Source organism: Streptomyces sp. NPDC020958, assembly GCF_055562175.1.
The window spans coordinates 470906-494088 of the sequence record NZ_JBVHFU010000005.1 but is presented as its reverse complement, the minus strand read 5'-3'; the positions used below and the strand labels follow the sequence as shown (position 1 = coordinate 494088).

The window sequence follows — 23183 nt, the reverse complement described above, 5'->3', positions numbered from 1 at the left end:
CTTCGGTCTTGCGTTTCCGACTCTATCAGATCTTTTTCCGATCCGATTTCCTCGGTGCTTTCCAGGTTCCCGCTCTCGCGTTTCCCTTTCCGGCGTTTCCGACTCTATCAGATCCTCTCGGTCCTGATTCCCAGTCAGCGGGGGTTGTCATCCCGGCTGTTGGGCCGTTCCGACGTCTCAAACCTTAGCGGATCCGCTCGGCGATTCCCAATCGAGGCCGCCGACCCATATTCGAATTGAATTCGGGCACGCCGAAAACAACCCCGTCAGGAGATCGTGCTGTGGTTTGTTGTGCCGCTCGGGGCGGCTGAGGTGCTGTCGAAGAACCGTTCCGGCTCTGCGGCAACCCGAAGAACTCTACGGATCGGCCAGGGGCGTGTCAAGCACCCTCTGTCAAGATCTTTTAGTCCAGGTCCGTGAGCCGGCCGCCGGCGTCGGGCTGGGCGTGCTCCACGCGGCGCAGCAGCCTGATGAGGACCTCGCCGAGCACCGCGCGCTCCGCGGTGGAGAGGTCCTGGAGCAGGTCCTCCTCGAAGACAGTGGCGAGGCGCATCGCCTCCAGCCACTTCTCGCGGCCCTCGGGAGTCAGCTCGACGATCACCCGAACGCGGTTGTTCTCGTCCCGCTCCCGGGTGACGAGGCCCTCGGTGACCATGCGGTCGATTCGGTGCGTCATCGCGGCCGGGGTCAGGCCGAGGCGCTTGGCCAGGTCGCTGGGGCCCATGCGGTAGGGGGCACCGGAGAGGACGAGGGCCTTGAGGACCTCCCACTCCGCGTTGCTGATGCCGAGGGCTGCGGTCTGGCGGCCGTAGGCCACGTTCATCCGGCGGTTGAGCCGGGACAGCGCCGAGACGACCTGCTCGACCTGTGGGTCGAGGTCCTGGAACTCGCGCTGGTAGGCGGCGATCTGTTCGTCGAGCGTCGGCTCGGCGGCGCCGGGGGTCTCGGCCATGGCCGCAGTATCGCACGGCCAGGCTTGGCGTCGAAGTCCTTCGGGATGTAGTCTTTAGCTTCGAACTTTAGCTTCTAAGTCTTCAGACTTCAGCAGTCCGCTAGCTCAACTAGTGGACTCGACTACCTGAGAGAGGTGAACGTGACCAGGGCGATGGGCGCAGCGATGCGCCGGATCCACGTGGGAAACGCACTCAGCGCGTTCGGGCTCGGCTTCACCGTCCCCTACCTGTACGTCTATGTGGCGCAGGTGCGGGGACTCGGCGCCATGACGGCGGGGCTCGTGCTGGCCGTCTTCGCCGTGGCCGCGCTGATCGTGCTGCCGCTCGCCGGTCGGGCGATCGTGCGGCGCGGTCCACTTCCGGTCCTTCTCGCCACCCTGGTCACGGCCGCTGTCGGAGCGCTGAGCCTGGGGCTGGCGGGGAGCGCGCCGGCCGTGCTGGGCGCCGCCGCCCTGCTCGGGGCGGGACAGGCGGTCATGCAGCCCGCCCTGGCGACGATGATCGTGGACTGCTCGGCGGCGGAGACGAGGTCGCGTGCCTTCGCGACCCAGTTCTTCCTGCAGAACCTGGGGCTGGGCGTCGGTGGTCTCATCGGCGGCCACCTCGTCGACACGACCCGCGTCTCGTCGTTCACGCTGCTGTTCGCGATCGAGGCGGCGATGTTCCTGTTGCTGGCCGTGGTGATGTCGACGGTACGAACGCCCCACGCGCCACGGATCGCGGACGCTGCGGCCGTTTCCGCCAAGGGCGGCTGGCGGCAGCTGCTGGAGAACCGGGCCATGGTGCAGCTCTCCGTGCTGGGCTTCGTGCTGTTCTTCGCGTGCTACGGACAGTTCGAGTCCGGGCTGAGCGCGTACGGCGTCGAGGCCGCGGGGATATCGACGTCGGCCCTGGGGACCGCGCTGGCCGCGAACACGTTGATGATCGTCGTCGCCCAGTTCGCCGTGCTCAAGTTCGTCGAGCGCCGACGGCGGTCGCGGGTGATCGCCGGGGTCGGGCTGATCTGGGCCGTGGCGTGGGCCGTGGCCGGATACGCGGGGCTGGGGCACGGCAGTCAGGAGATGGCGACCGCCGCGTTCGTGTCGACCTACGCGCTGTTCGGGCTGGGTGAGGCCATGCTGTCGCCGACGGTGGCGCCGCTGGTGGCCGACCTCGCGCCGACCGGGATGGCCGGCCAGTACAACTCGGCGTTCGCCCTGGTGAAGCAGCTCGCCCTGGCGGTCGGCCCGGCAGTGGGAGGCCCGCTGGGGGCCTCGCTGCCGACGCCTTACATCGCGACGTTCCTGCTGTTCTCCCTGGGGATCAGTGTCCTGGCGATACGGCTCGGGAAGAGGCTGACGACGGCCCAGGACCACCCTTGGCTCGCCGCGAGGAGCAGGGTCGTGGCCCGGGGCGGCGCGGCTTCGGAGTCCGTGTCCGCGTAAGGGCCGCACCCCTCCGGCGCTACCCCCACGGCGCTACTCCTTCGGCAGCACGAACTCGCACCACACCGCCTTCCCGCCCCCGGGCGTCCGCCGGGACCCCCAGCCGGACGCGATCGTCGCGACGATCGCGATCCCCCGCCCCGACTCGTCCCCCGGTTCCGCGCGGCGGCGCCGTGGCAGGTGGTCGTCGCCGTCCGTCACCTCGATGATCAGTCGGCGATCGGTGCGGCGGAGCCGCAGCCGCATGGGCGGGGTGCCGTGCTGGAGGGAGTTGGCGACCAGTTCGCTGGTGGCGAGGACGCCCAGGTCGTGGAGGTCGGCCGGGAAGCGCCAGCTGGTCAGCACCCCGGAGGCGAACGCCCGCGCACGGGGTGCGGCCTCGATACCGCCGAGGAGGTCCAGCGCGGCGTTGCGGAACAGCTCACCGTCCGGGCCGGTGCGGGCCGGGTGCTGGAGGACCAGGACGGCGACGTCGTCGTCGTGGCCGGCCGTGACGCCGGCGGAGCGGACCAGGCGGTCGCAGACGACCCCCGGGGTGCCGGTGGCCCCCGCCAGCGCGCGCTCCAGCGCCGCGATCCCCTCGTCCAGGTCCTCGTTGCGGCGTTCCACCAGGCCGTCCGTGTAGAGGACGGCCGTGGAACCGGGGCCCAGCGGTACCGAGCCCGACGTGTGCACCCAGCCGCCGGTGCCCAGCGGCGGGCCGGTCGGCTCGTCGGTGCGCAGCACGGTCCCGCTCTCGTCGCGGACGAGGATCGGGAGGTGGCCGGCGGAGGCGTACACCAGCCTGCCCTCGTTCGGGTCGTGGACGGCGTAGACGCAGGTGGCGATCTGGTCGGGGTCGATCTCGGTGGCGAGGCCGTCGAGGAGTTGGAGCACCTCGTGCGGGGGGAGGTCCAGGCGGGCGTAGGCCCGCACGGCCGTACGGAGCTGGCCCATCACGGCCGCCGCGCGGACGCCGCGGCCCATGACGTCGCCGATGACGAGGGCCGTGCGGCCGCCGCCGAGGGTGATGACGTCGTACCAGTCGCCGCCGACCGCGGCTTCGGTGCCGCCGGGCTGGTAGGTGGCCGCGATGCGCAGGTCGTCCGGCTGTTCGAGTTCCTGCGGGAGCAGGCTGCGCTGGAGGGTCACGGCCGTCTCACGCTGGCTGCGTTCGCTGGCGCGCAGTCGCTCCGCCGCCTCCGCGTGGTCGGTGACGTCGGTGGCGAAGAGCAGGACGCCGCCGTCGCGGTCGTCGTTCTCGGCGACGGGGGTGCAGGTGAACGTGTAGGTGCGGCCGTCGAGGGCCTTGCGGGACTTGAGGGTGCGGGGCTTGCCGCTGCGCAGCACCTGGTCGAGGAGCGGGAGGAGACCGAGTTCGGCGAGTTCGGGGAGGGCCTCGCGGGCCGGGGCGCCCTGGGGTCTCGCTCCGAAGGCCGCCGTGTAGGCGTCGTTGACGTAGGCGATGCGGTGGTCGGGGCCGTGGACGAGGGCGACCAGGGCCGGGACGTGGTCGAGGACGTCGCGGGCGGGCAGTTCGTCGACGGCGGGCACACCGGGCGGGTCGTCGGTCAGTTGTTCGGCGCGGGCAGCCGGCACGGAGCCTTCTCCCCGTCGGTCCGGGGGGACCGCGTGCTCGGTCCGCGCTGCGGCGCGGCGCTGCGTTCCGGGGAGCCGGGCGCTCCAGCGCGTGAAGTTCACGAATCCTTGCCTCGTGTCGTCGTCTCCGGCCGGCTGACGGGAGCGGCCGGGGAGTCCGGGGGAGGTCCCCCGGTGCAGTTCTGGGGAGAAGCCTTGTGCTCGGTCGCAGGGCAGTCTGGCAGGGTGGCCGTCGGCGGCGACATCGGTCAGACGCCGGGGCGGCCCGTGGAGTTCCTCGTTCCCGTCAGGACGACCCGTTCGAGTCGTCGGAAGGGCTGTGAGGAGGCTTTCCACCGGCCGCGAGTTCGAACTCCGCTCGGGGATGTTCGAGTGATCCGAGCGAGACGATCTCCCGTTTGAAGAGCCCGGAGAGGGTCCATTCGGCGAGCACGCGGGCCTTGCGGTTCACGGTGGGCACCCTGCTCAGGTGGTAGACGCGGTGCATGAACCAGGCAGGGTAACCCTTCAGCTTGCGCCCGTAGACCTGGGCGACGCCTTTGTGCAGGCCGAGGGAGGCGACGGAGCCGACGTAGGCGTGCTCGTAGGTGTCGAGGGGTTCACCGCGCAGGGCGTGCGCGATGTTGTCGCCGAGGACCCTGGCCTGACGGACCGCGTGCTGGGCGTTGGGGGCGGTCTCGGTGCCGGGTTCGGCGGCGGTGACGTCGGGGACGGCGGCGGCGTCGCCCGCGGCCCATGCGTGGTCGACGCCGTCGATCGTCAGCTCGGCGGTGCATTTCAGCCGTCCGCGCGGGGTGCGGGGCAGATCGGTGGCGGCGAGCAGGGGGTTCGGTTTGACGCCGGCCGTCCACACGAGCGTGCGGGTCGGGAAGCGCTGGCCGTCGCTGAGCACGGCGACCCGGTCGGCGCAGGATTCCAGGCGGGTGCCGAGCAGCACCTGGATGTTGCGGCGGCGCAGTTCGGTGATGGTGTAGCGGCCGAGTTCGTGGCCGACCTCGGGGAGGATCCGGTCGGTGGCCTCGACCAGGATCCATTTCATGTCCTCGGGCTGGATGTTGTGGTAGTACCGCGCGGTGTAGCGGGCCATGTCCTCCAGTTCGCCGAGTGCCTCCACGCCCGCGTAGCCGCCGCCGACGAAGACGAAGGTGAGGGCGGCGTCGCGGACCGCGGGGTCGCGGGTGGAGGAGGCGATGTCCATCTGCTCGATGACGTGGTTGCGCAGGCCGATGGCCTCCTCGACGGTCTTGAAGCCGATGCCGTGCTCGGCGAGGCCGGGGATGGGCAGCGTGCGCGCGACGGAGCCGGGGGCGAGCACCAGTTCGTCGTACTGCAGAAAAGTGGCGCCTTTTCGCTCCTCCGCGGTGGCGAGCGTGGTGACGGCGGCGGTGCGCGCGGCGTGTTCGACGGACGTCACCTCGCCGATGACGACATGGCACCGGTCCAGGACGCGCCGCAGGGGTACGACGACGTGACGAGGGGAAATCGAACCCGCGGCCGCCTCGGGAAGGAACGGCTGATACGTCATGTAGGGGTCGGGAGCGACGACAGTGATGTCGACCTCGCCCCGGCTGAGCTCCCGCTTCAGTGTCCGTTGCAGCCGCAGGGCCGTGTACATCCCGACGTAGCCGCCGCCGACAACGAGAATGCGCGCACGTTCCTTCACCATCCCATGACGCACCCGTGACTCTTGTTTGTCCACAGCCCCGGCAATTTGTGTGACCGGCGGGCGGCTGTGCGGGGCGTCGGGTGCGCCTTCCGCACCGGACGAAAGGGGCCAGGTCAGTGGGGCGGACGAGGGGGCGCGAAGGTACCGAATCGGGACGTAGGCGACGCGTACTCCGATCGGGGGGCGCTCCGTGCGGAACGTCCCCCTTCTGAATTGACAGCCTCTCAACTATGTTCGTGTGTCGACGGGGTGTGGGGGAAGTGGCCGAACGGCCTACGACGGGCGGTCCGCCCGGCGTCGGTTCCGCTCGCTCCGGCTATCAGTGCGGGGAGAGTCTCCGGGGGGAGACGTCATTAACCGGGGGAACACAGATGCATATTCAGGACACACATTGGTCACCGGCTTCCGCCCTCGCGTCCGGCGGCGGAACGGTGAGCGCGGCGGCGGGCAACGGGCGCGGTGACGGGCCACGTACGACGCCGCTGCGGGTGGACGCACAGCGCAATCTGGAACACGTGCTGCGAGCGGCACGCGAGGTCTTCGGCGAACTGGGCTACGGCGCGCCGATGGAGGACGTGGCGCGGCGGGCACGGGTCGGGGTCGGCACGGTGTACCGGCGCTTCCCGAGCAAGGACGTGCTGGTCCGGCGCATAGCCGAGGAGGAGACCTCCCGGCTGACCGATCAGGCGCGGGCCGCCCTCGGCCAGGAGGACGAGCCCTGGTCGGCGCTGGCGCGCTTCCTGCGCACGTCGGTGGCGTCGGGCGCGGGGCGGCTGCTGCCGCCGCAGGTGCTGCGGGTCGGGGTGCCTGAGGAGGTCGGCGGCTCGAGCGCGGGCGCCGGGGCCGAGGAGACCCGGGTGCCGCAGCAGCGGACCCAGCCGGGGGCCGCGGAGTTGCGGCTGGTGGCGGGGGAGCCGGTGGCCGGCGGCTCCGACGACGCGGGGGCGGCCGCGCTGCTCGACGTGGTGGGGCGGCTGGTGGACCGGGCCCGGGCGGCCGGTGAGTTGCGGCCGGACGTCTCCGTCTCCGACGTGCTGCTGGTGATCGCCACGGCGGCGCCGTCCCTGCCGGACGCGGCCCAGCAGGCGGCGGCTTCGGCCCGGTTGCTGGACATCCTGCTGGAGGGATTGCGGTCGCGGTCCTGACGGTGCGCCCGCGTGGCGGTGGCCACCCACCGGTCACCGCCCCGGGTTCCACAGGTGCAAGTGCGCTCGGACGAGTGGTACGTCCGTTCCTCAGCGGCCGGGACGAACGCCCGTGTGGGAATCTGACCCGGTGAATCGGTCGGTTCGGGCAGGCATCGGGGGCGTCCGCGATGAGCGTTGACGGGTGGGACGACGCGTCCGTCGGGGACGAGACGACCGCGCCCCAGGTGCCCAGCCAGGGCGGCCGGTCCGCTGCCCCGACCCCCGGGCCGCCGGAGGGGAACGTTCCGGCACAGCGCGACGGGAGTGTGCCGCCGCCGCGCCGGGAGCTGCCGCCCGCCGACGGGCTGCTGATCGAGCGGATGCGGGCCGGCGACGACGCGGCGTACGAGGAGCTGTACCGGCGGCACGCCGACGCGGTCCGGCGGTATGCGCGCGGCTGCTGCCGGGACGGCCACACCGCCGACGACCTGACCGCCGAGGTGTTCGCCCGGATGCTGCAGGCCGTGCGCGGCGGGCACGGGCCCGAACACGCCGTGCGCGCCTATCTGCTCACCTCCGTACGGCGGGTCGCGGCCCAGTGGATCAGGTCGGCCCGGCGTGAGCAGCTCGTCGACGACTTCGCGGTGTTCGCGGCGCAGGCCTCGCACGGATCCGCGGTGCCCGGCGACGACACGATCGATCCCGGCGCCGACGTCCGCGCGATGCACGAGGCCGAGCAGTCGATGGCCATGCAGGCCTTCCTTTCGCTGCCCGAGCGCTGGCAGGCCGTGCTGTGGCACACCGAGGTCGAGGACGAGTCGCCGAGCGAGGTGGCCACCCTCTTCGGACTCGACGCCAACGGCACCCGGGTGCTCGCCAGCCGGGCCCGCGAAGGGCTGAAGCAGGCCTACCTCCAGGCCCATGTCAGCGCCGCCCTAACCGACGACGAGGAGTGCGCCCGCTACGCCGACCAACTCGGCGGCTACGCCCGTGGAAAGCTGCGCATCCGCGCGGAGCGGGGGCTGCGCAAGCATCTGGAGGAGTGCGCCCGGTGCCGGCTGGCCGCCGTCCAGATCGAGGAGGTGGCCGCCGGTATCCCGGCTGTCGTGCCGGTCGCGGTCATCGGCTGGTTCGGGGCCGCCGGGTACGCCAAGGCGCTCGGGATCGTCGCCGGTGGCGCCGGAGCCGGGGCCGCTGGTGCGGCCGCCGCGGCGAGCGGCTCGTCCGGCGGCGGAGCGGGCGGCGGGGCCGCGGCCTCGGAGGGCCTGGGGGCGCCGGTGAAGGCCGGTGTCGCCGCCGGCGTGGTCGCCGCGGCGATCGCCGCGGTCGCCCTCGCCCTGACGAACGACGGCCACCCCGTGAAGGAGGTCGCCCGGCCCACCCCGTCCGCACCGGTCGTCCGGCCCGCTTCCCCGGCCCCCGCCCGGCCCAAGCAGAAGCCCTCCCCCGAGCCCGTGGTCCTCGCCCCCGAGCCGACTCCCATCTCCACCCCCACCTCGGCTCCCACACCGATCCCGCGCCCGAGCCCGAAGCCGAAACCGGCCCCCACGCCGACCCCCACCCCGACCCCCACCCCGGCGCCCACGCCCAGCCCGCGACCCACCCCCACGCCCACCCAGGCGCCCACGCCGCCGCCCGCCCCGGTCGTCTACCAGTGGAGCGAGTTGCGCTTCGACGTCACCGGCGACGGCACCCGGCCCGAGATGCGGCTCGGCGAGAGCAGCTGGGTGTGGCAGCGCCACGGCCTGACGGTCGCCGGCAAGGAGTACACGCACGGCGTCACCGTGCACGGCTCCTCCTCCGTCACCATCGACCTGAACCGGCAGTGCACCGCCTACGACGCGATGGCCGGCGTCGACGACCTGACCCTCGGCCTCGGCAAGGTCGTCTTCACCGTCTACGGCGACGGGGTGCGGCTGTGGCGGTCCGGAACGGTCGAGGGCGGCCGGCCGGCCGTCCCCGTCCACGTGAACCTCACGGGGCGCCGCACCGTGCGCCTGGTGGTGGAGCCGCGGAACGGCGCCTTCGACTCGCTCACGCTCGCCGACTGGGCCGAGTCGACGTTCAGCTGCCGCTAGGGGCTGCCGGGATCCCGTCCAGCTCGCGCAGGACGTCCTCCTCGGTCAGGGACGCGCCGCGTGAGCGCTCGGCCGCGTAGCGCTGCGGGGTCAGCGCCGTGCGGGCCGCCGCGTCGACCTCCTCGGCGCGGCTGCGCTCCGGTTCCGGCCGGGGGCCTCCGTCGCGCCACTGGTCGGCCGCCGCGAACAGCCGTACCGCGCGCGCCAGATCGCCGAGCCGGGCCAGCAGGTCGGCGGCGATGTCGGCGAGGGCGGCCGTGATGACCTCGGCGCACCGCTGTGCCGTCGCCTCGCGCAGCGCGTCGGCCACGATCGGCAGGCCCCGGGCCGGGCCGTGCTCCAGCGCCACGAGCAGGGCCTCCACCGCTCGGAACGCCGCTGCGAACTGCGGGGGCGGGGTGCCCTGCGCGGTGGCCGTGCGGGCGACCGCGTAGTGCTCGAGTGCCGTGGGCAGGTCCCCGTCGTGGTGAGCGAGCTGCGCCCGCAGCAGCGCCACGTACGCCTTCGTCTCCGCCACCCCGTACCGTTCGCAGGCCTCGGCCGCCCGGTCCAGGGCGGTGTGGGCACCGGCCAGGTCACCGGCCCGGAAGGCGATCTCGGCGAGCCGCGCCAGCAGAAACGGCGTCTCCGCGTACGCGCCCACCTCGTGGGCGAGCCGCAGCGCCTCCTCGTACTCGCCCGCCGCCTGGCCGAACCGGCCGCGCGCCATGTCGGCCTCGCCCGCCGCGCTGCACACCTGCGCCCGCATCCAGCGGTCCCCGACCCGCCGGCTGAGGATGCGCAACTCGGCCAGGTCCTCGTCGATGCCCCGCAGATTCCCCGGTGAGTCGACCCGGACATGGGCGCGGTACATCAGCATGACGCCGACCTCCCAGTCCCCGCCGTGGACCCGGCAGTTGGCGACGACGGCGGCCATGTCGGGGCCGACGTCCACCGGGCCGCCCAGGTACCAGGCCGTCAGCGGCCAGATGAGGCCGGGCAGCCGCGCGGCTGGGGGCCCGCCGCGCTCGTAGGCGGCCCGTACCCGGGCGAGGTACGGCCGCAGGCGCTTGTCCCTCGGGAAGTCCCTGGAATCGGACTCGGACATCAGGAAGAGGTGGAACAGCCGCAGGTCCATGCGCAGCTCGCGCAGCGGATGTCGGGACTCGGCGTCCTCGGTGGTGGCCAACAGGGCGCCGATCGGGTCGGCCGTGTCGGCGAACACCCGCAGTTCGTCCGGTCCCGCGTCCTTCGGCAGGGCGTCCCGGGCGACGCCGAGGCACAGCACCGCACGCACCGAGGCCACCGCCTCCTGACGGTAGTTGCACAGCCACCAGAACCAGCAGACGGCCAGGACGATCGCGCCCGCCTGCGCCTCGTCGCCCGCGCGCACCGCGCGGGCGAGTGCGGCACGGATGTTGTCCAGGTCGGTCTCCAGACGGCGGATCCACGGGAGTTGCTCCGCGGAGCGCAGTTTCGGCTCCGCCTCCGCCACCAGCGCGCGCACCCACGCCCGGTGCCGCCGCTCCGCCGCGGCGCGCAGTCCGGGCCTCTCCGCGGCCCGTTCGACGGCGTACTCGTGGATGGTCTCCAGCATGCGGTACCGCATGCCTCCGGGGGCGCTGCCGTCGACGGTGCCGTCGAGCACCCCCGGTACGTCCGGGGTGGCGACGATCAGGGACTTGTCGACGAGAGCCCCGATCAGGTCCGCCGCGGGGCCGGTGCACACGGCCTCCGCCGCCGCGAGGTCCCAGCCGCCCGCGAAGACGGACACCTCGCACAGGACCGTCCGCTCCCGTTCGTCGAGCAGGTCCCAGGACCAGTCGACGACCGCGCGCAGTGTCTGCTGGCGGGGCAGGACCGTGCGGCTGCCGGAGGTGAGCAGCCGGAAGCGGTCGTCGAGGCGGTCCGCTATCTGCCGGGGCGTCAGCAGCCGCAGCCGGGCCGCCGCCAGCTCGATGGCGAGCGGCAGTCCGTCCAGACGCCTGCAGATCTCGCCGACCGCCGCCGCGTACCCCGGCTCGGCGCCGGTGCCGGGGCGGACGGTGGCGGCGCGCTCCTCGAAGAGGCGGTGCGCCTGCTCGGGGGCGAGGGGCTCGACCGGGCGCACCCACTCACCCGGGACGCCCAGGGGTTCCCGGCTGGTGGCGAGGATCGTGAGCCCCGGGCAGTGGGTGAGCAGGGTCTCGGCGAGGGAGGCCGCCGCTTCGATGACATGTTCGCAGTTGTCAAGGATCAGGAGTTGGCTGCGCCGGGCGCAGTGCTCGACGAGCAGGGCTGTGGGGTCGGCCCCCGGGCTCGCCAGTTCGTTGGTCATGAGCACGGTCTCGCGCAGACCGAGCGCGCTGACCACCGCGCCTGGCACCGCCTCCGGCCGGTCGAGCGGGGCGAGCTCGACCAGCCAGGCCTGCGGGAGCCGGACGGCGGCCTCCTCGGCGAGACGGGTCTTTCCGGAGCCGCCCGGTCCGGTGAGGGTGACGAGACGGGCCCTGTGCAATTCGGAACGTATGGCTTCCAGCTCGGGTTCCCGGCCCACGAACGAGGTAAGGCGCGGACGGAGGTTGCCGGTGCGGGGCGGGGGCGCGGGCAGCAGGGTGGGCTCCTGTGTCAGCAACGACGCGTGCAGGTCCCGGAGTTCCTGTCCCGGGTCGGTGCCGAGGCCGTCGGCGAGGGTGCGGCGGGCGGTCTCGTAGGCGGCGAGGGCGTCCGCCGGGCGGCCGGTGTCGCGCAGCGCACGGATGAGGAGGGCGTGCAGCGGTTCGTCGTACGGGTGGGCCGCGGTCAGCTCCGTCAGCTCCGGTACGACGTCGAGGGCGCGTCCGAGGGCGAGGGCGGCGTCGGCGCGGGCCCTGGTGGCTTCCAGGCGGAGCGCCTCGGGCCGGGCGGCGGCCGTGGCACGGTCGGGGAGGTCGGCGAGGGCGGGCCCGTGCCACAGGGCGAGGGCCTCGGTGAGAACGCGGTGGGCCGTCGCGGGGTCGCCCGTGGCCAGGGCTTCCGTGCCTTCGCGTACCCGCCGCTCGAAGACGTGCAGGTCGATGTCGTCCTCGGTGGCGGCCAGCCGGTAGCCGCCGGGGGTGGATGCGACGCTGTCCCTGCCCAGCGCCCTGCGCAGGCGTCCGACGAGGGCCTGGAGGGCGGCGGGGGCGTCCTGGGGCGGGGTGTCGTCAGCCGCCCAGATCTCCCCGATGAGCGCTTCCGGGGTGAGGCTGCGGCCGGGATGCAGGGCGAGGGCGGTGAGCAGGGCCCGGACCCGGGGGCCGCCGACGGGTACGGGCTCCCCCTGGTCGTCGCTGGCTCGGGCCACGCCCAGGATTCGGTACCGCACCGGGTCATTGTCACCGGGGCGGGAAGCCGGGGCACGGGGTTTCGAACGCGGGGTGTCGAGAGGATCACCCGGGGGTGGGGGCGGGCGGGGGCGGGACGCTCGCCGGCGCCGACGGGGTGCCGTCGCGCCCACCCGCGCCGCCTGGGGACGCCTCCCAGGCCCTTTCGGCACTCGGGGCTTCGGGGCTTCGGGGCTTCGGGGCTTCGGGGCTTCGGGGCTTCGGGGAGGCACGACTGCCCGCGGCTCGACGGGACACGGCCGGACAGCGCCCCGTCGGGGCGCGGGGCCTATCCGACACACGGCAACCGCCGCGCGGTCGAGATCGCCCCCCACCGGCTCGCGGCCGGACAACCTCCATCCCCCCGCACCCCGCACCCCGCACCCCGCAGGGTCACGCCCCCGAGGCCAGTGCCCCCCGCATCGGCCGGATCCCCGCGGGCACCGCACGCGCGCGTGCCGGGGTGCCGGTCCAGCAGGTGCCCCGGCGGGAGAGGAGCCGGCGCAGCCACAGCTCCAGGGAGACCAGGTCGGCCAGCCCGTCCAGCGGCAGCGGCTCGCCCGCCGCCGCGGCGCGCAGCGCCTTGCGGACCACCCGTGCCTCCACCAGCCCGGCCTGCGCCAGCAACGGCGTGGAGAAGAGGGCGATCAGCTCGTCGGCCGCCACGCGCAGCCCGGTACGGGTGGCCGCCGCGGAGGACGCGTGCGAGGGTGCGCCCCAGCCCGGCGGGAGGTCGGTGACGCCGGCGCCCTCCAGGACCGTGCGGAGGATGGCCGCGCGGGCGCCCGGCTGGACGCGCAGCGCTTCGGGCAGGGCCCGGCAGGCGCGGACCACCTGGTTGTCGAGGAAGGGCGCGTGCAGTCGCTGGGAGCGGATCTCGGCGGCCTGTTCCAGCACCCGGATGTCGGCCGCGTGACGGGCCAGCACCGCCCGCGCGCGGTAGTCTCCGGGGCGTTGCCCGGGGCCGACGCCGGAGCGGTTCGCCGAGCCCTGGAGCAGAACCGATACTTCTGCCAGGGCCTCACCCGTCAGCCAGCGCGCCGCGGGGCCGGGTCTCGCCCAGGTGAGCGCCGCCAGGGACGCCCCGACGGCGCCCCCGGGGTCGTCGAAGCGGCGTCTGAGCAGGCGCTCGGCGAGGGACTCGACGCCCGCGCGGTACGGCGTGCGGGCGAGTTTGCGCGCCGCTCCGTACACGCGCGCGGGGACCATCACCGAGCCGTCGGCCTTGGCGAGCGCGGCCACCGGGCGGACCAGGTGGCGCCGCTTGCGGTCCATCAGCAGGTCGGCGAGGCGGGCGGGGTGCGCGTCCAGGACCTGGCGGGCGCCGTAGCCGGTGAAGTGGTCGGCGCTGCCCGCGGCGAGCCGGGCGCGGTGCCGGGCCGCGGAGACCAGGGACGGCCCGGGCTCGTCGGTCAGGGGGCCCTCCAGGTCGGCGTACGGGAGGATCTCCTCGCCGCCGGTCACCACCACGTGGTGCAGACGCGGGTTGGCCGCCAGGGTTCCGGCCCGTTCGACTTCCGACTCGCGGCCGACCACGGCGAGGTCGTTGAAGGTGACGGCGAGGAGGCGTTCGCCGGCGCCCGTGCCGTGGCCGAGAACGGTGCCGGGCATGCCGGGCAGCCCGGCGGCGAGCAGTGCGAGGGTTCCGGACGCCGGGCCGCCGGACAGGTCCGCGCCGATGCCGGGCACCGGCATCCCGCGGGCCGCCCGCCGCTCGGCGGGGCCCATTCCGGGGACCGGACCAGGGTCGATGTCCGGGACGTGCCGGGGCGCCGACAGCCGCGCGCGTACGGCTTCTACGAGCGCGTCCCGTACCGCGTCCACCGCGCTGTCGGGGTCGGCGGAGGGTGCCGCGACGGCCAGCGAGGTGACCTGCTCGTACCCCGCGACCTCGCGCGCCCCGGCGCGCAGGATCAGCGCATGCCCCGGCGGAATGCGCCGTACGCCCTCGTAGGGCGTGGAGTCGTGCAGCGCGGCCGGTACGTCGGGGGCGGCGAGCAGCGCGGCGAGGTGGCCGTAGTCGAGGTTGGCCTCGATGAGGTCGGCGAGCGGCAGCGCGGCCGTGGCGTAGGCCGTACCACCGGCCCAGGAGCTGTGGAAGACCGGGCGGGCGCCCGCGAGGTCGCCGCAGACGGTGATCCGGCGGCCGACCTGGACGACGGCCGTGTAGCTGCCGGGCCAGGCGGTCAGATGCCGGAGTGCGCCCCCGCGCGCCGTGAAGAGGCCGAGACGCAGCTCCTCGTCGGTGGCGCCGCAGGTGCCGAGGACGGCGATGCGGTTCGGCCCGTCGGCCTTGATCACCCGAACCTCGTCGGGGCGCCAGTCGCCGACCGCCCAGAGCGGGTCGGGGTCGCCCCACAGCAGCATGGAGCCGACCGGGTGGACGGTCTCGCCGTCGTATCCCAGGGCGCCGGCGGAGCCGATCGTGGCGGCACCGGAGGCGGTGCTGCTCCATCCCACCAACCACCGCATCGACGCCTCCACAGGCTGTGGACAACCATGCACGGTACGAACCGGGTCCCCATGCTGCCATGAACGGCGCGCTCCGTAGGGACGGCGGGGGCGCCTTTGATCCCCGGCGGGCGTCGCGGAGTTGTCGCAGGAGAGGGCGCACTCGGATGCCGCGGAAGAAGCGAACCGCCGTGGGGCGCAGGGAAACTGCGACGTGAATGCGCCCCCTGTACGCTCCCCCAGAACGCCCTTCGCGCCCTCAATTCCCATGGTAGGAGCGTTGATCACCCACGAAGGGCAGGGTCGATTTTCGGCCAAATCGACGAAGGCCGCGTGGGCTTGCGCACGCTCCGTACATGCTTTGCGCATCGCACGCTCGCGTGTCGGGACACGCACAGTCCGGGAGGCGGGCATCGCCTCCCGGACCGGTCCGCCACCCGCGGGGATGAAGGTGGCGGTGTCCCCCAGCCCGCTGGATCCAGTACAGCGGGCCGACCCACGCGGAAACCATGGAACCGCTCCCCCCATGGCCGGAGAAGAGCGCACGGGCGGGCGCACGGCCACACGGCGGGGGCACGGCGCGACAGGCCGTGCACGGTGCGTATACGGGCCGCACTCGCGTACGGACCACAATCCCGCCATCCGGAACAATGCCCCTTAACGCTTGGGATGCGGCGAACTACGCTGGGTTTACGAATGCCGCGTGGTTATGCCAGCGCGGCAGCCGTCTGTGTCGAGGGGTGGCGCATGTCCAGGGAGCAACGCGGGCCGAACGAAAAGCTCGGCGCCGTTCTCGCCCTCGCGGGAATCAGCAACGCAGGACTCGCACGACGCGTCAACGACCTTGGCGCGCAACGCGGGTTGACTCTTCGCTACGACAAGACGTCGGTGGCGCGCTGGGTGTCGAAGGGCATGGTGCCGCAGGGCGCCGCGCCGCACCTCATCGCCGCCGCGATCGGCCAGAAGCTCGGCCGCCCGGTGCCGCTCCACGAGATCGGCCTGGCGGACGCGGATCCCGCGCCCGAAGTGGGCCTCGCCTTCCCCAGGGACGTCGGACAGGCGGTGCGGTCCGCGACGGACCTGTACCGTCTCGACCTGGCCGGCCGCCGGGCCGGTGCCGGTGGCATCTGGCAGTCGCTCGCCGGATCGTTCGCAGTGAGCGCATACGCAACGCCCGCCTCGCGCTGGCTGATAACCCCCGCCGACAGTTCGGTCGCGCGCGAGGCGATCGGCGCCGAGGGTGCGGGCGCACCGCTCAAAGTCGGCCACAGCGATGTGCAGAAACTGCGGGAGGCCGCCGAGGACGCCAGGCGCTGGGACTCCAAGTACGGCGGCGGTGACTGGCGTTCCTCGATGGTGCCGGAGTGTTTACGGGTGGAGGCGGCACCGCTGCTGCTCGGCGCGTACTCCGACGAGGTCGGGCGGGCGTTGTTCGGGGCGAGTGCCGAGCTGACACGGCTGGCCGGGTGGATGGCGTTCGACACCGGTCAGCAGGAGGCCGCGCAGCGGTACTACATCCAGGCCCTGCGGCTCGCCCGCGCGGCCGCGGACGTACCGCTCGGCGGGTACGTGCTGGCATCGATGTCGTTGCAGGCGACGTACCGCGGGTTCGGCGACGAGGGCGTGGACCTCGCGCAGGCCGCCGTCGAACGCAACCGGGGACTGGCGACCGCGCGGACCATGAGCTTCTTCCGGCTGGTCGAGGCGCGGGCCCACGCGCGCGCGGGCGACGCCCTGGCCGCGGGGGCCGCGCTGAAGGCCGCGGAAGGCTGGCTGGAACGGGCGCGTGAGGGGGACAACGATCCCTCCTGGCTCGGTTTCTACGGCTACGACCGGTTCGCCGCCGACGCCGCCGAGTGCTACCGGGACCTGAAGGCGCCGCGCCAGGTGCGCAGGTTCACGGAGCAGGCGCTGTCGAAGCCGACGGAGGAGTTCGTGCGGTCGCACGGGCTGCGGCTGGTCGTGTCCGCCGTGGCCGAACTGGAGTCCGGGAACCTCGACGCCGCGTGCGAGCAGGGGGTGCGGGCCGTGGAGGTGGCGGGGCGGATCTCGTCGGCGCGGACCACCGAGTACGTGAAGGACCTGCTGCACCGGCTGGAACCGTACGGGGACGAGCCACGGGTGGTGGAGCTGCGTGAGCGGGCGCGGCCGTTGTTGATGGCGCCGGCGTGAGGGGCGCCTCGACTTCTGCCGGGTTCATTTGATCGGGCGGGTGCGGGTGCATCGTGGTTGCTCGCGCAGTTCCTCCCCCAGCCTTCGGCCGGGGGCACCCCCAGCGCCCCTGAAGGGGCGCGCTCCACGCACCGGCGTTTGAAGTGACTGTCAGTGGCGCAGTGCACTATCGATGTGGGAGGTGGTGCAGGTGCGCGCCGGGATTGCTTACGACTGTGACGTGCTCGTCGTCGGTGGGGGGATCGTCGGGCTGTCCACCGCGTACGCGATCACCCGGGCCGCGCCCGGGACCCGGGTCACCGTGCTGGAGAAGGAGGCCGGGGCCGCCCGGCACCAGACCGGGCGGAACAGCGGGGTCATCCACAGCGGGATCTACTACCGGCCCGGGTCACTGAAGGCCCGGTACGCGGTCGAGGGCGCCGCCGAGATGGTCAAGTTCTGCGCGGAGTACGGCATCGCCCACGCCGTCACCGGCAAGCTGATCGTCGCCACCGAGCGGGCCGAGCTGCCCCGGCTGCACGCGCTCGTCCAGCGCGGCCGGGAGAACGGCATACCGGTGCGCGAACTGGGGGCCGCCCAGATCGGCGAGTACGAGCCCGAGGTGCGGGGGCTGGCCGCCATACACGTGGGGACCACCGGGGTGTGCGACTTCGTGGGCGTCGCGCGGCAGCTCGGCGCGGCTTCGGGGGCCGACATCCGGTACGGCGCCCGGGTCGTCCGGGTGGACCGGCGCCCGGAGCGGGGCGTGGCCGTGCTCACCTCGCGCGGCGACGTCGTACGCGCGCGCGTGCTGGTGAACTGCGCCGGGCTGTACTGCGACGAGCTCGCGCGGCTGACCGGCGACGAGCCGGGCATGCGGATCGTGCCGTTCCGCGGCGAGTACTACGAGCTGGCACGGCCGGAGCTGGTGCGGGGGCTGGTGTACCCGGTGCCGGACCCGGCGTTCCCGTTCCTCGGGGTGCACCTCACGCGCGGGATCGACGGCGGTGTCCACATCGGGCCCAACGCGGTGCCGGCACTGGCCCGCGAGGGGTACGGCTGGGGCGTGGTCCGGCCCCGGGAGGTCGCCGGGACGCTGGCCTGGCCGGGTTCGTGGACGCTGGCGCGCCGGCACTGGCGGTACGGGGGCGGGGAACTGCGCCGGTCGGTGTCGAAGAAGGCGTTCACCAAGGCCGTACGGCGGCTGCTGCCCGCCGTGGACGAAGGTGACCTGGTGCCGGCGGCGGCCGGGGTGCGGGCGCAGGCCGTGCTGCGGGACGGGACGCTCGTCGACGACTTCCTGATCAAGGAGGGGCCGCGCGCGGTGCACGTGCTGAACGCGCCCTCGCCCGCGGCGACGGCCTCGCTGCCGATCGGGCGGGAGGTGGCACGGCGGGCGCTGGAGATGCTGGGTCCGGTGTGACTCCCGCACGGGGCCCGTCCACGGCGGGTACGGGCCGTAAAATCGGAGGCACTGTGTCTGACTCGCTCAATGCCCCCGAAGCCCCTCAGCCCGCCGGGACCGTCCCCGGCGCCGGCTCCCACCACACCCCCGGGGTGCCCGTCCGGCACACCCGGGCCAAGGGGGAGCCGCGGTTCCCGGACGGACCCAGGGCCGATCCCGCCGGGTCGCACTTCGAGCGGCGGATCCGCAGCTTCCAGCCGCGCCGCAGCAGAGTGACCTCCGGGCAGGCCGACGCGCTGCAGCGGCTGTGGCCCAAGTGGGGGCTGGACATCGACGGACAGCGGGTCATCGACCTCGACGAGCTGTTCGGCAACGGCAACCCGGTGGTGCTGGAGATCGGGTTCGGGATGGGCGAGGCCACCGCGCAGATGGCCGCCGAGGACCAGGGCGTCAACATCCTCGCCGTGGACGTGCACACGCCGGGGCAGGGCAACCTGCTCAACCTCGCCGACCAGCAGGGGCTGTCCAACGTCCGGGTCGGCAACGGCGACGCGATCATCCTGCTCCGGGAGATGCTCCGGCCCGACTCGCTCGACGGGCTGCGCGTCTACTTCCCCGACCCCTGGCCGAAGAAGCGGCACCACAAGCGGCGGCTGATCCAGCCCGAGTTCCTCGACCTCGTCGCGACCCGGCTGAAGCCGGGGGCGACCGTGCACTGCGCGACGGACTGGGAGCCGTACGCCGAGCAGATGCTCGACGTGCTCGAAGCGCACCCCGACTTCGAGAACACACAGGCCGACGGCGGTTTCGCGCCACGTCCGCCGTACCGGCCGCTGACCCGTTTCGAGGGTCAGGGGCTGGACAAGGGACATGTGGTGAACGATCTGCTCTTCCGTCGCGTACAGCATCGGGTGCGGCCGAGCGAGCAGCACCGACTGGAGTCACCTCGTTAGGGTCGATGCCGTGGCCACCTCTCCGCCGCAGTACCCGCCGTACCCGCCCTACCCGCCGCATCCCGCCGCCGAAGGGCTGCGGCATCCTCGCTGGTGGCAGCGGCGTTGGGTGCGGTACGGGGCGCTGGGCACGCTGCTGGCCGTCTCCGGGCTCGTCATCCTCGCGCTGGTGCGGGAACAGACGGGGACCGAGGGGTTCCTCGTCGGGCTCGGGCTCGCCGTGCTGCCCGTGCCGCTGCTGGTGAGCGCCTTCCGGTGGCTCGACCGCGTGCAGCCGGGCCCCTGGCGGAACGTGCTGTTCGCCTTCGCCTGGGGCGCCTGCGCGGCCGCGCTGATAGCCATCGTCGCCAACAGCTTCGCCACCCACTGGATAGCGACGGCGACCGCGGATCCGAGTGACGCGGACACGCTCGGGGCGACCGTGATAGCGCCCATCGTCGAGGAGTCCGCGAAGGCCGCGGCCGTGCTGCTGGTCTTCCTCTTCCGCAGACGGGACTTCACCGGGATCGTCGACGGGGTGGTGGTGGCCGGGGTCACCGCCACGGGGTTCGCGTTCACCGAGAACATCCTCTACCTCGGTACGGCCTTCGGGACCGACCAGCTGACCGGTGACCGCGGGATCGCCTCCGTCACCGCCGCCACCTTCTTCGTGCGCATCGTCATGTCGCCCTTCGCGCACCCCCTGTTCACCGTCCTCACCGGGATCGGCTTCGGCGTCGCCGCGCTCTCCGGGGAACGGCAGCGGGCGCGGCGCGTGCTGGCGCCGGTGTGCGGGCTGCTGCTCGCGATGAGCATGCACGCGCTCTGGAACGGGTCCTCGACCTTCGGGCAGTTCGGGTTCTTCGCCGTGTACGGCATGTTCATGGTGCCGTTGTTCGGGCTGCTGACCTGGCTGGCGGTGTGGACGCGGCAGCGGGAGCTGCGGACGGTGCGGGAGGAGTTGCCGGCGTACGTGTACGCGGGGTGGCTGGGGGCGGCCGAGCCGTTCGTCCTCGGGTCGATGCGGGCCCGGCAGATCGCCCGGGAGTACGCCGCGTACCACTTCGGGAAGCCCGCCGGGCGGGCGGTCACCGAGTACGAGGAGTACGCGACGGCACTCGCGCTGCTGCGGCGCCGGGGGCAGCGGGGGCGGGCCGGGGCCGACTTCGTCGTACGGGAACGGGAACTGCTGACCGAACTGTGGAGCCGCCGCGAACTCGCCCGCCCCGCCCTGGAGTACGCGTCCCGCACGGCGGGCACGGGCTACGGCTGTCCGGTCGCACCGGTCCCCGGAGCCCCGGCGTGGTACGGCGCGACACCCCTGCCGTCCACGCCCTGCAACCCGTACCGGTCGTAGGGGCCCGGGGGGGCAGGGCCCGGGGGGGGCAGGGCCCGGGGGGGAGGGCCCGGGGGGGGCGGGGGTGCGGAGAGCAGCCGGGTCACCGCTCCGTCCCCGCCCCCGCCGTCCCTGCCGCCCCCACCCCCGCGGTCCCCGCCCTCGTCGCCGCGCCGTCAGGCCGAAGCCCGTGTCAGCCTCAGCAGTTCCTCGTCCGTCAGAGTCAGGTCCGCCACTGCGAGGAGCGCCGGGAGCTGCTCCACCGTGCGGGCCGAGGCGATGGGGGCCGTGACGGTGGGCTGGGCCGCCAGCCAGGCCAGGGCGACCGTCGGGACGGGCGCCGCGTGGGCCTCGGCGATCTCGTCCAGGGCCACCAGGACCCGCTGGCCGCGCTCGGACTCCAGGTACTTGGCGGCCCCGCCCGCCCGGACGCTGTCGACCGTCGTGCCGGGGCGGTACTTGCCGGTGAGGAAACCGGAGGCGAGGGCGAAGTACGGGACCGCGGCGAGGCCGGTGCGGGAGGCGAGGTCCTGGAGGGAGCCCTCGTAGGTGTCGCGGGAGACCAGGTTGTAGTGCGGCTGGAGGGCGACGTACCGGGCCAGGCCCTCGCGGTCGGAGAAGTCCAGGGACTCCTGGAGCCGCTCGGCGCTGATGTTGGACGCGGCGATGTGCCGGACCTTGCCGGCCCGCACCAGCTCGTCCAGCGCCCCGATGATCTCCTCGACCGGCACCTCGGGCTTGTCGAAGTGGGTGTAGTAGAGGTCGATGTGGTCGGTGCCGAGGCGGCGCAGGGAGGCGTCGGCGGCGGCCTTGATGTTGGCGGCCGACAGGCCCGCGTACTCGGGGTGCTGGCTGACCTTCGTCGCGACGACCACGTCGTCGCGGTTGCCGCGCGCCTTGAGCCACTTGCCGATGATCGTCTCGGACTCACCGCCCTGGTTGCCCTCGACCCAGGCGCTGTAGGAGTCGGCGGTGTCGACGAAGTTGCCGCCCGCGGCGGCGTAGGCGTCGAGGACGGCGAAGGAGGTGGCCTCGTCGGCGGTCCAGCCGAAGACGTTGCCGCCGAGGGCGAGCGGGAAGACCTCCAGGTCGGAGGCGCCGAGCTTACGGAGGACCGGGGATGCGGAAGAAGCAGTCATGCTCCATTCCAACGCGGCGCGGCAGGCGGGCCATCCCACGCAATACGAAGTTCTCGTAAAAGCGGAAGGCCCGCCGGGGCCGGTGGAGGTGCGTCAGGGGTTGAGGCCCTTGCCGCGCAGCCAGGTCATCGGGTCGATGCCGGTGGGCTGGCCGCCGGGGTGGACCTCGAGGTGGAGGTGCGGGCCGGTGACGTTGCCGGTGGCGCCCACGCGGCCGATGACGTCGCCGGTGGCGACCTTCTGGCCGACCTTGACGCCGATCGACGACTGGTGGCAGAACCACAGCTCGGTGCCGTCGTCCAGGGTGAGGATCGTGCGGTAGCCGTAGGAGCCGGCCCAGCCCGCCTCGGTGATCGTGCCGCCGTGGACGGCCTTGATCAGCGTGCCGGTCGGGGCGGCGAAGTCGAGGCCGGTGTGGTAGCCGGAGGACCACATGGAGCCGGCCTGGCCGAAGGTGCCGGTGATCGTGTACGACACGACGGGCAGCGTGTACTGCTTGGCCAGCGCCGCGATCCGGGCCTGCTCGGCCTTCTGCGCGGCGGCGGCCACCGCCTTCTCCTTGGCGGCGCCGGCCTTGGCGGCCGCGGCCTGTTCCGCCTTGGCCTCCGCGGCGGCGACCACCTTGTCGGCGGCGGCCACGGCCTTGGCGCTCGCCTTGGTGTCCAACTGGTTCTGCTGCCGCTCGGCCTGGGCGATGATGCGGCTGCGCAGCGCCTCACCGGCGTCGGACGAGGAGTCCCCGTCCGTGGCGGCCGTCGTGGTGACGCTGCTCAGCGCCGTCTGCGTGGCCTGGTGGCCGCCCCCGTCGCCCAGCAGGGAGTCGACGGACGGCAGGTCCGGCAGGGAGATGGAGACCGGCGGGTGGCCGGTGTTGGCGGTGGCCATGCCGCCCGCGCCGACGGCGGCGATGACGCCGACGCCGAGGACCGTGGAGCTGCGGGCGAGTCCGCCGCCGCGCTGCTTGGCGATCCGGTGCCGGCCGCGCTCGGGGGCGAGGGACTCCTCGGTGGGGTTCCACTCCTCCCAGGGGCCCTCGTCGGTGCGGTAGGTGCCGTAACCGAAGGTGTCGGGCTGCCGCTGGCTGGGTACGAACGGGGCTGTCGGAGCAGGCCGGTTGGACGCCACGCGGGCGTACTCCTTTCCTTCCGCCGCCTACCGGGTTAGCTGACGGGTTCGGAGCGGGAAGGTCTCCTACGCGCGTATACCGGCCGATTCGTACTCGGCGGCAGCCGTGCGATTCACCCCAAGGTGGTGGTTCCCCGGTTCCCTTGACGGGATTCGGCGCGTGCGCACGGAGCCATCTCGGGTGACGGCTGGGACGACCGCGCTGCGTTATCGAACGTTAATAGACCCGGCGGTAAGATTCCAAGCCATTCGCCTTGATCATTAAGCTTCCACGCGATGGACTTACCTGCCACGACCGGCCAAAAACGGTCGAGTTGACCACGCCTCCAAGAAACGCGCGCCCGGACACGCCTCAGGGCCGGAATCCGTGATCCGGATTCCGGCCCTGAGTTTCAGTAGCGGGGACAGGATTTGAACCTGCGACCTCTGGGTTATGAGCCCAGCGAGCTACCGAGCTGCTCCACCCCGCGTCGGTGACACCAGCATACGCCATCCGAAGAGTGCGAGTCACACGGG

At 73.2% G+C, this 23183-nt stretch carries 14 protein-coding genes, 1 tRNA gene and 1 riboswitch; of the genes, 7 read left to right on the top strand and 8 right to left on the bottom strand.

The window, feature by feature from the left end; all coding sequences use genetic code 11:
- Positions 1 to 403: 403 nt before the first annotated feature.
- Complete coding sequence (locus tag ACZ3KP_RS19230) at positions 404 to 952, bottom strand: MarR family winged helix-turn-helix transcriptional regulator (RefSeq protein ID WP_366889780.1); 549 nt, start codon at positions 950 to 952, stop codon at positions 404 to 406.
- A 165-nt stretch (positions 953 to 1117) separates the two neighbouring features.
- Between ACZ3KP_RS19230 and ACZ3KP_RS19225 the strand changes: the two genes are divergently transcribed.
- Positions 1118 to 2377 carry an MFS transporter gene (locus ACZ3KP_RS19225; protein WP_467500974.1) on the top strand — a complete coding sequence of 420 codons (1260 nt, stop codon included), beginning with the start codon at positions 1118 to 1120 and terminating at the stop codon, positions 2375 to 2377.
- Positions 2378 to 2410: 33 nt separating this feature from the next.
- On the opposite strand, the gene ACZ3KP_RS19220 is transcribed toward ACZ3KP_RS19225, so the two are convergent.
- Positions 2411 to 4057, bottom strand: coding sequence for an ATP-binding SpoIIE family protein phosphatase (locus tag ACZ3KP_RS19220; RefSeq protein ID WP_467500938.1), 1647 nt, complete (start codon positions 4055 to 4057; stop codon positions 2411 to 2413).
- Between the two features lie 184 nt (positions 4058 to 4241).
- Positions 4242 to 5621, bottom strand: a complete 1380-nt coding sequence (locus ACZ3KP_RS19215; protein ID WP_358985843.1) for an NAD(P)/FAD-dependent oxidoreductase — start codon at positions 5619 to 5621, stop codon at positions 4242 to 4244.
- Positions 5622 to 5992: 371 nt separating this feature from the next.
- Between ACZ3KP_RS19215 and ACZ3KP_RS19210 the strand changes: the two genes are divergently transcribed.
- Positions 5993 to 6766, top strand: coding sequence for a TetR/AcrR family transcriptional regulator (locus ACZ3KP_RS19210; protein ID WP_467500936.1), 774 nt, complete (start codon positions 5993 to 5995; stop codon positions 6764 to 6766).
- 170 nt (positions 6767 to 6936) lie between these two features.
- Entirely contained in the window at positions 6937 to 8826 is a 1890-nt protein-coding gene (locus ACZ3KP_RS19205) for a sigma-70 family RNA polymerase sigma factor (protein WP_467500934.1), read from the top strand.
- On the opposite strand, the gene ACZ3KP_RS19200 is transcribed toward ACZ3KP_RS19205, so the two are convergent.
- Complete coding sequence (locus ACZ3KP_RS19200; RefSeq protein ID WP_467500932.1) at positions 8813 to 12130, bottom strand: AfsR/SARP family transcriptional regulator; 3318 nt, start codon at positions 12128 to 12130, stop codon at positions 8813 to 8815. The genes ACZ3KP_RS19205 and ACZ3KP_RS19200 overlap by 14 nt on opposite strands.
- Positions 12131 to 12521: 391 nt before the next feature.
- The gene (locus tag ACZ3KP_RS19195) at positions 12522 to 14600 is read right to left on the bottom strand and encodes an asparagine synthase-related protein (RefSeq protein ID WP_467500930.1); all 2079 of its coding nucleotides are present in this window, start codon (positions 14598 to 14600) and stop codon (positions 12522 to 12524) included.
- 726 nt (positions 14601 to 15326) lie between these two features.
- On the opposite strand from ACZ3KP_RS19195, the gene ACZ3KP_RS19190 reads away from it, so the two are divergent.
- From ACZ3KP_RS19190 to ACZ3KP_RS19175, 4 genes are all read left to right on the top strand, one after another.
- On the top strand, positions 15327 to 16751 hold the full coding sequence (locus tag ACZ3KP_RS19190; RefSeq protein ID WP_467500928.1) for an MFS transporter: 1425 nt from the start codon (positions 15327 to 15329) through the stop codon (positions 16749 to 16751).
- A 181-nt stretch (positions 16752 to 16932) separates the two neighbouring features.
- Entirely contained in the window at positions 16933 to 18153 is a 1221-nt protein-coding gene (gene lhgO / locus ACZ3KP_RS19185; protein WP_467500925.1) for an L-2-hydroxyglutarate oxidase, read from the top strand.
- A gap of 53 nt (positions 18154 to 18206) precedes the next feature.
- Positions 18207 to 19088, top strand: coding sequence for a tRNA (guanosine(46)-N7)-methyltransferase TrmB (gene trmB, locus ACZ3KP_RS19180; protein ID WP_358985863.1), 882 nt, complete (start codon positions 18207 to 18209; stop codon positions 19086 to 19088).
- Between the two features lie 10 nt (positions 19089 to 19098).
- The gene (locus tag ACZ3KP_RS19175; RefSeq protein ID WP_467500923.1) at positions 19099 to 20424 is read left to right on the top strand and encodes a PrsW family intramembrane metalloprotease; all 1326 of its coding nucleotides are present in this window, start codon (positions 19099 to 19101) and stop codon (positions 20422 to 20424) included.
- A gap of 155 nt (positions 20425 to 20579) precedes the next feature.
- Here ACZ3KP_RS19175 and ACZ3KP_RS19170 read toward each other — a convergent pair whose 3' ends face one another.
- The 3 genes from ACZ3KP_RS19170 to ACZ3KP_RS19160 form a co-directional block, all read right to left on the bottom strand.
- Positions 20580 to 21542 (bottom strand): aldo/keto reductase, encoded by a 963-nt coding sequence (locus ACZ3KP_RS19170; RefSeq protein ID WP_467500921.1) that lies wholly within the window; start codon positions 21540 to 21542, stop codon positions 20580 to 20582.
- Positions 21543 to 21635: 93 nt separating this feature from the next.
- Positions 21636 to 22667, bottom strand: a complete 1032-nt coding sequence (locus ACZ3KP_RS19165) for a M23 family metallopeptidase (protein WP_467500919.1) — start codon at positions 22665 to 22667, stop codon at positions 21636 to 21638.
- A gap of 9 nt (positions 22668 to 22676) precedes the next feature.
- Positions 22677 to 22836: riboswitch (cyclic di-AMP (ydaO/yuaA leader) on the bottom strand.
- A gap of 227 nt (positions 22837 to 23063) precedes the next feature.
- A tRNA-Met gene (locus tag ACZ3KP_RS19160) sits at positions 23064 to 23137 on the bottom strand.
- Positions 23138 to 23183: the final 46 nt, after the last annotated feature.

Excerpts from the sequence above, each read along its gene's own strand:
- ACZ3KP_RS19195 (WP_467500930.1), bottom strand. The coding sequence starts at position 14,600 with ATGCGGTGGTTGGTGGGATGGAGCAGCACCGCCTCCGGTGCCGCCACG.
- ACZ3KP_RS19205 (WP_467500934.1), top strand. The coding sequence starts at position 6,937 with ATGAGCGTTGACGGGTGGGACGACGCGTCCGTCGGGGACGAGACGACC.
- ACZ3KP_RS19230 (WP_366889780.1), bottom strand. The coding sequence starts at position 952 with ATGGCCGAGACCCCCGGCGCCGCCGAGCCGACGCTCGACGAACAGATC.
- ACZ3KP_RS19225 (WP_467500974.1), top strand. The coding sequence starts at position 1,118 with ATGCGCCGGATCCACGTGGGAAACGCACTCAGCGCGTTCGGGCTCGGC.
- ACZ3KP_RS19215 (WP_358985843.1), bottom strand. The coding sequence starts at position 5,621 with ATGGTGAAGGAACGTGCGCGCATTCTCGTTGTCGGCGGCGGCTACGTC.
- ACZ3KP_RS19170 (WP_467500921.1), bottom strand. The coding sequence starts at position 21,542 with ATGACTGCTTCTTCCGCATCCCCGGTCCTCCGTAAGCTCGGCGCCTCC.
- ACZ3KP_RS19210 (WP_467500936.1), top strand. The coding sequence starts at position 5,993 with ATGCATATTCAGGACACACATTGGTCACCGGCTTCCGCCCTCGCGTCC.
- ACZ3KP_RS19190 (WP_467500928.1), top strand. The coding sequence starts at position 15,327 with ATGTCCAGGGAGCAACGCGGGCCGAACGAAAAGCTCGGCGCCGTTCTC.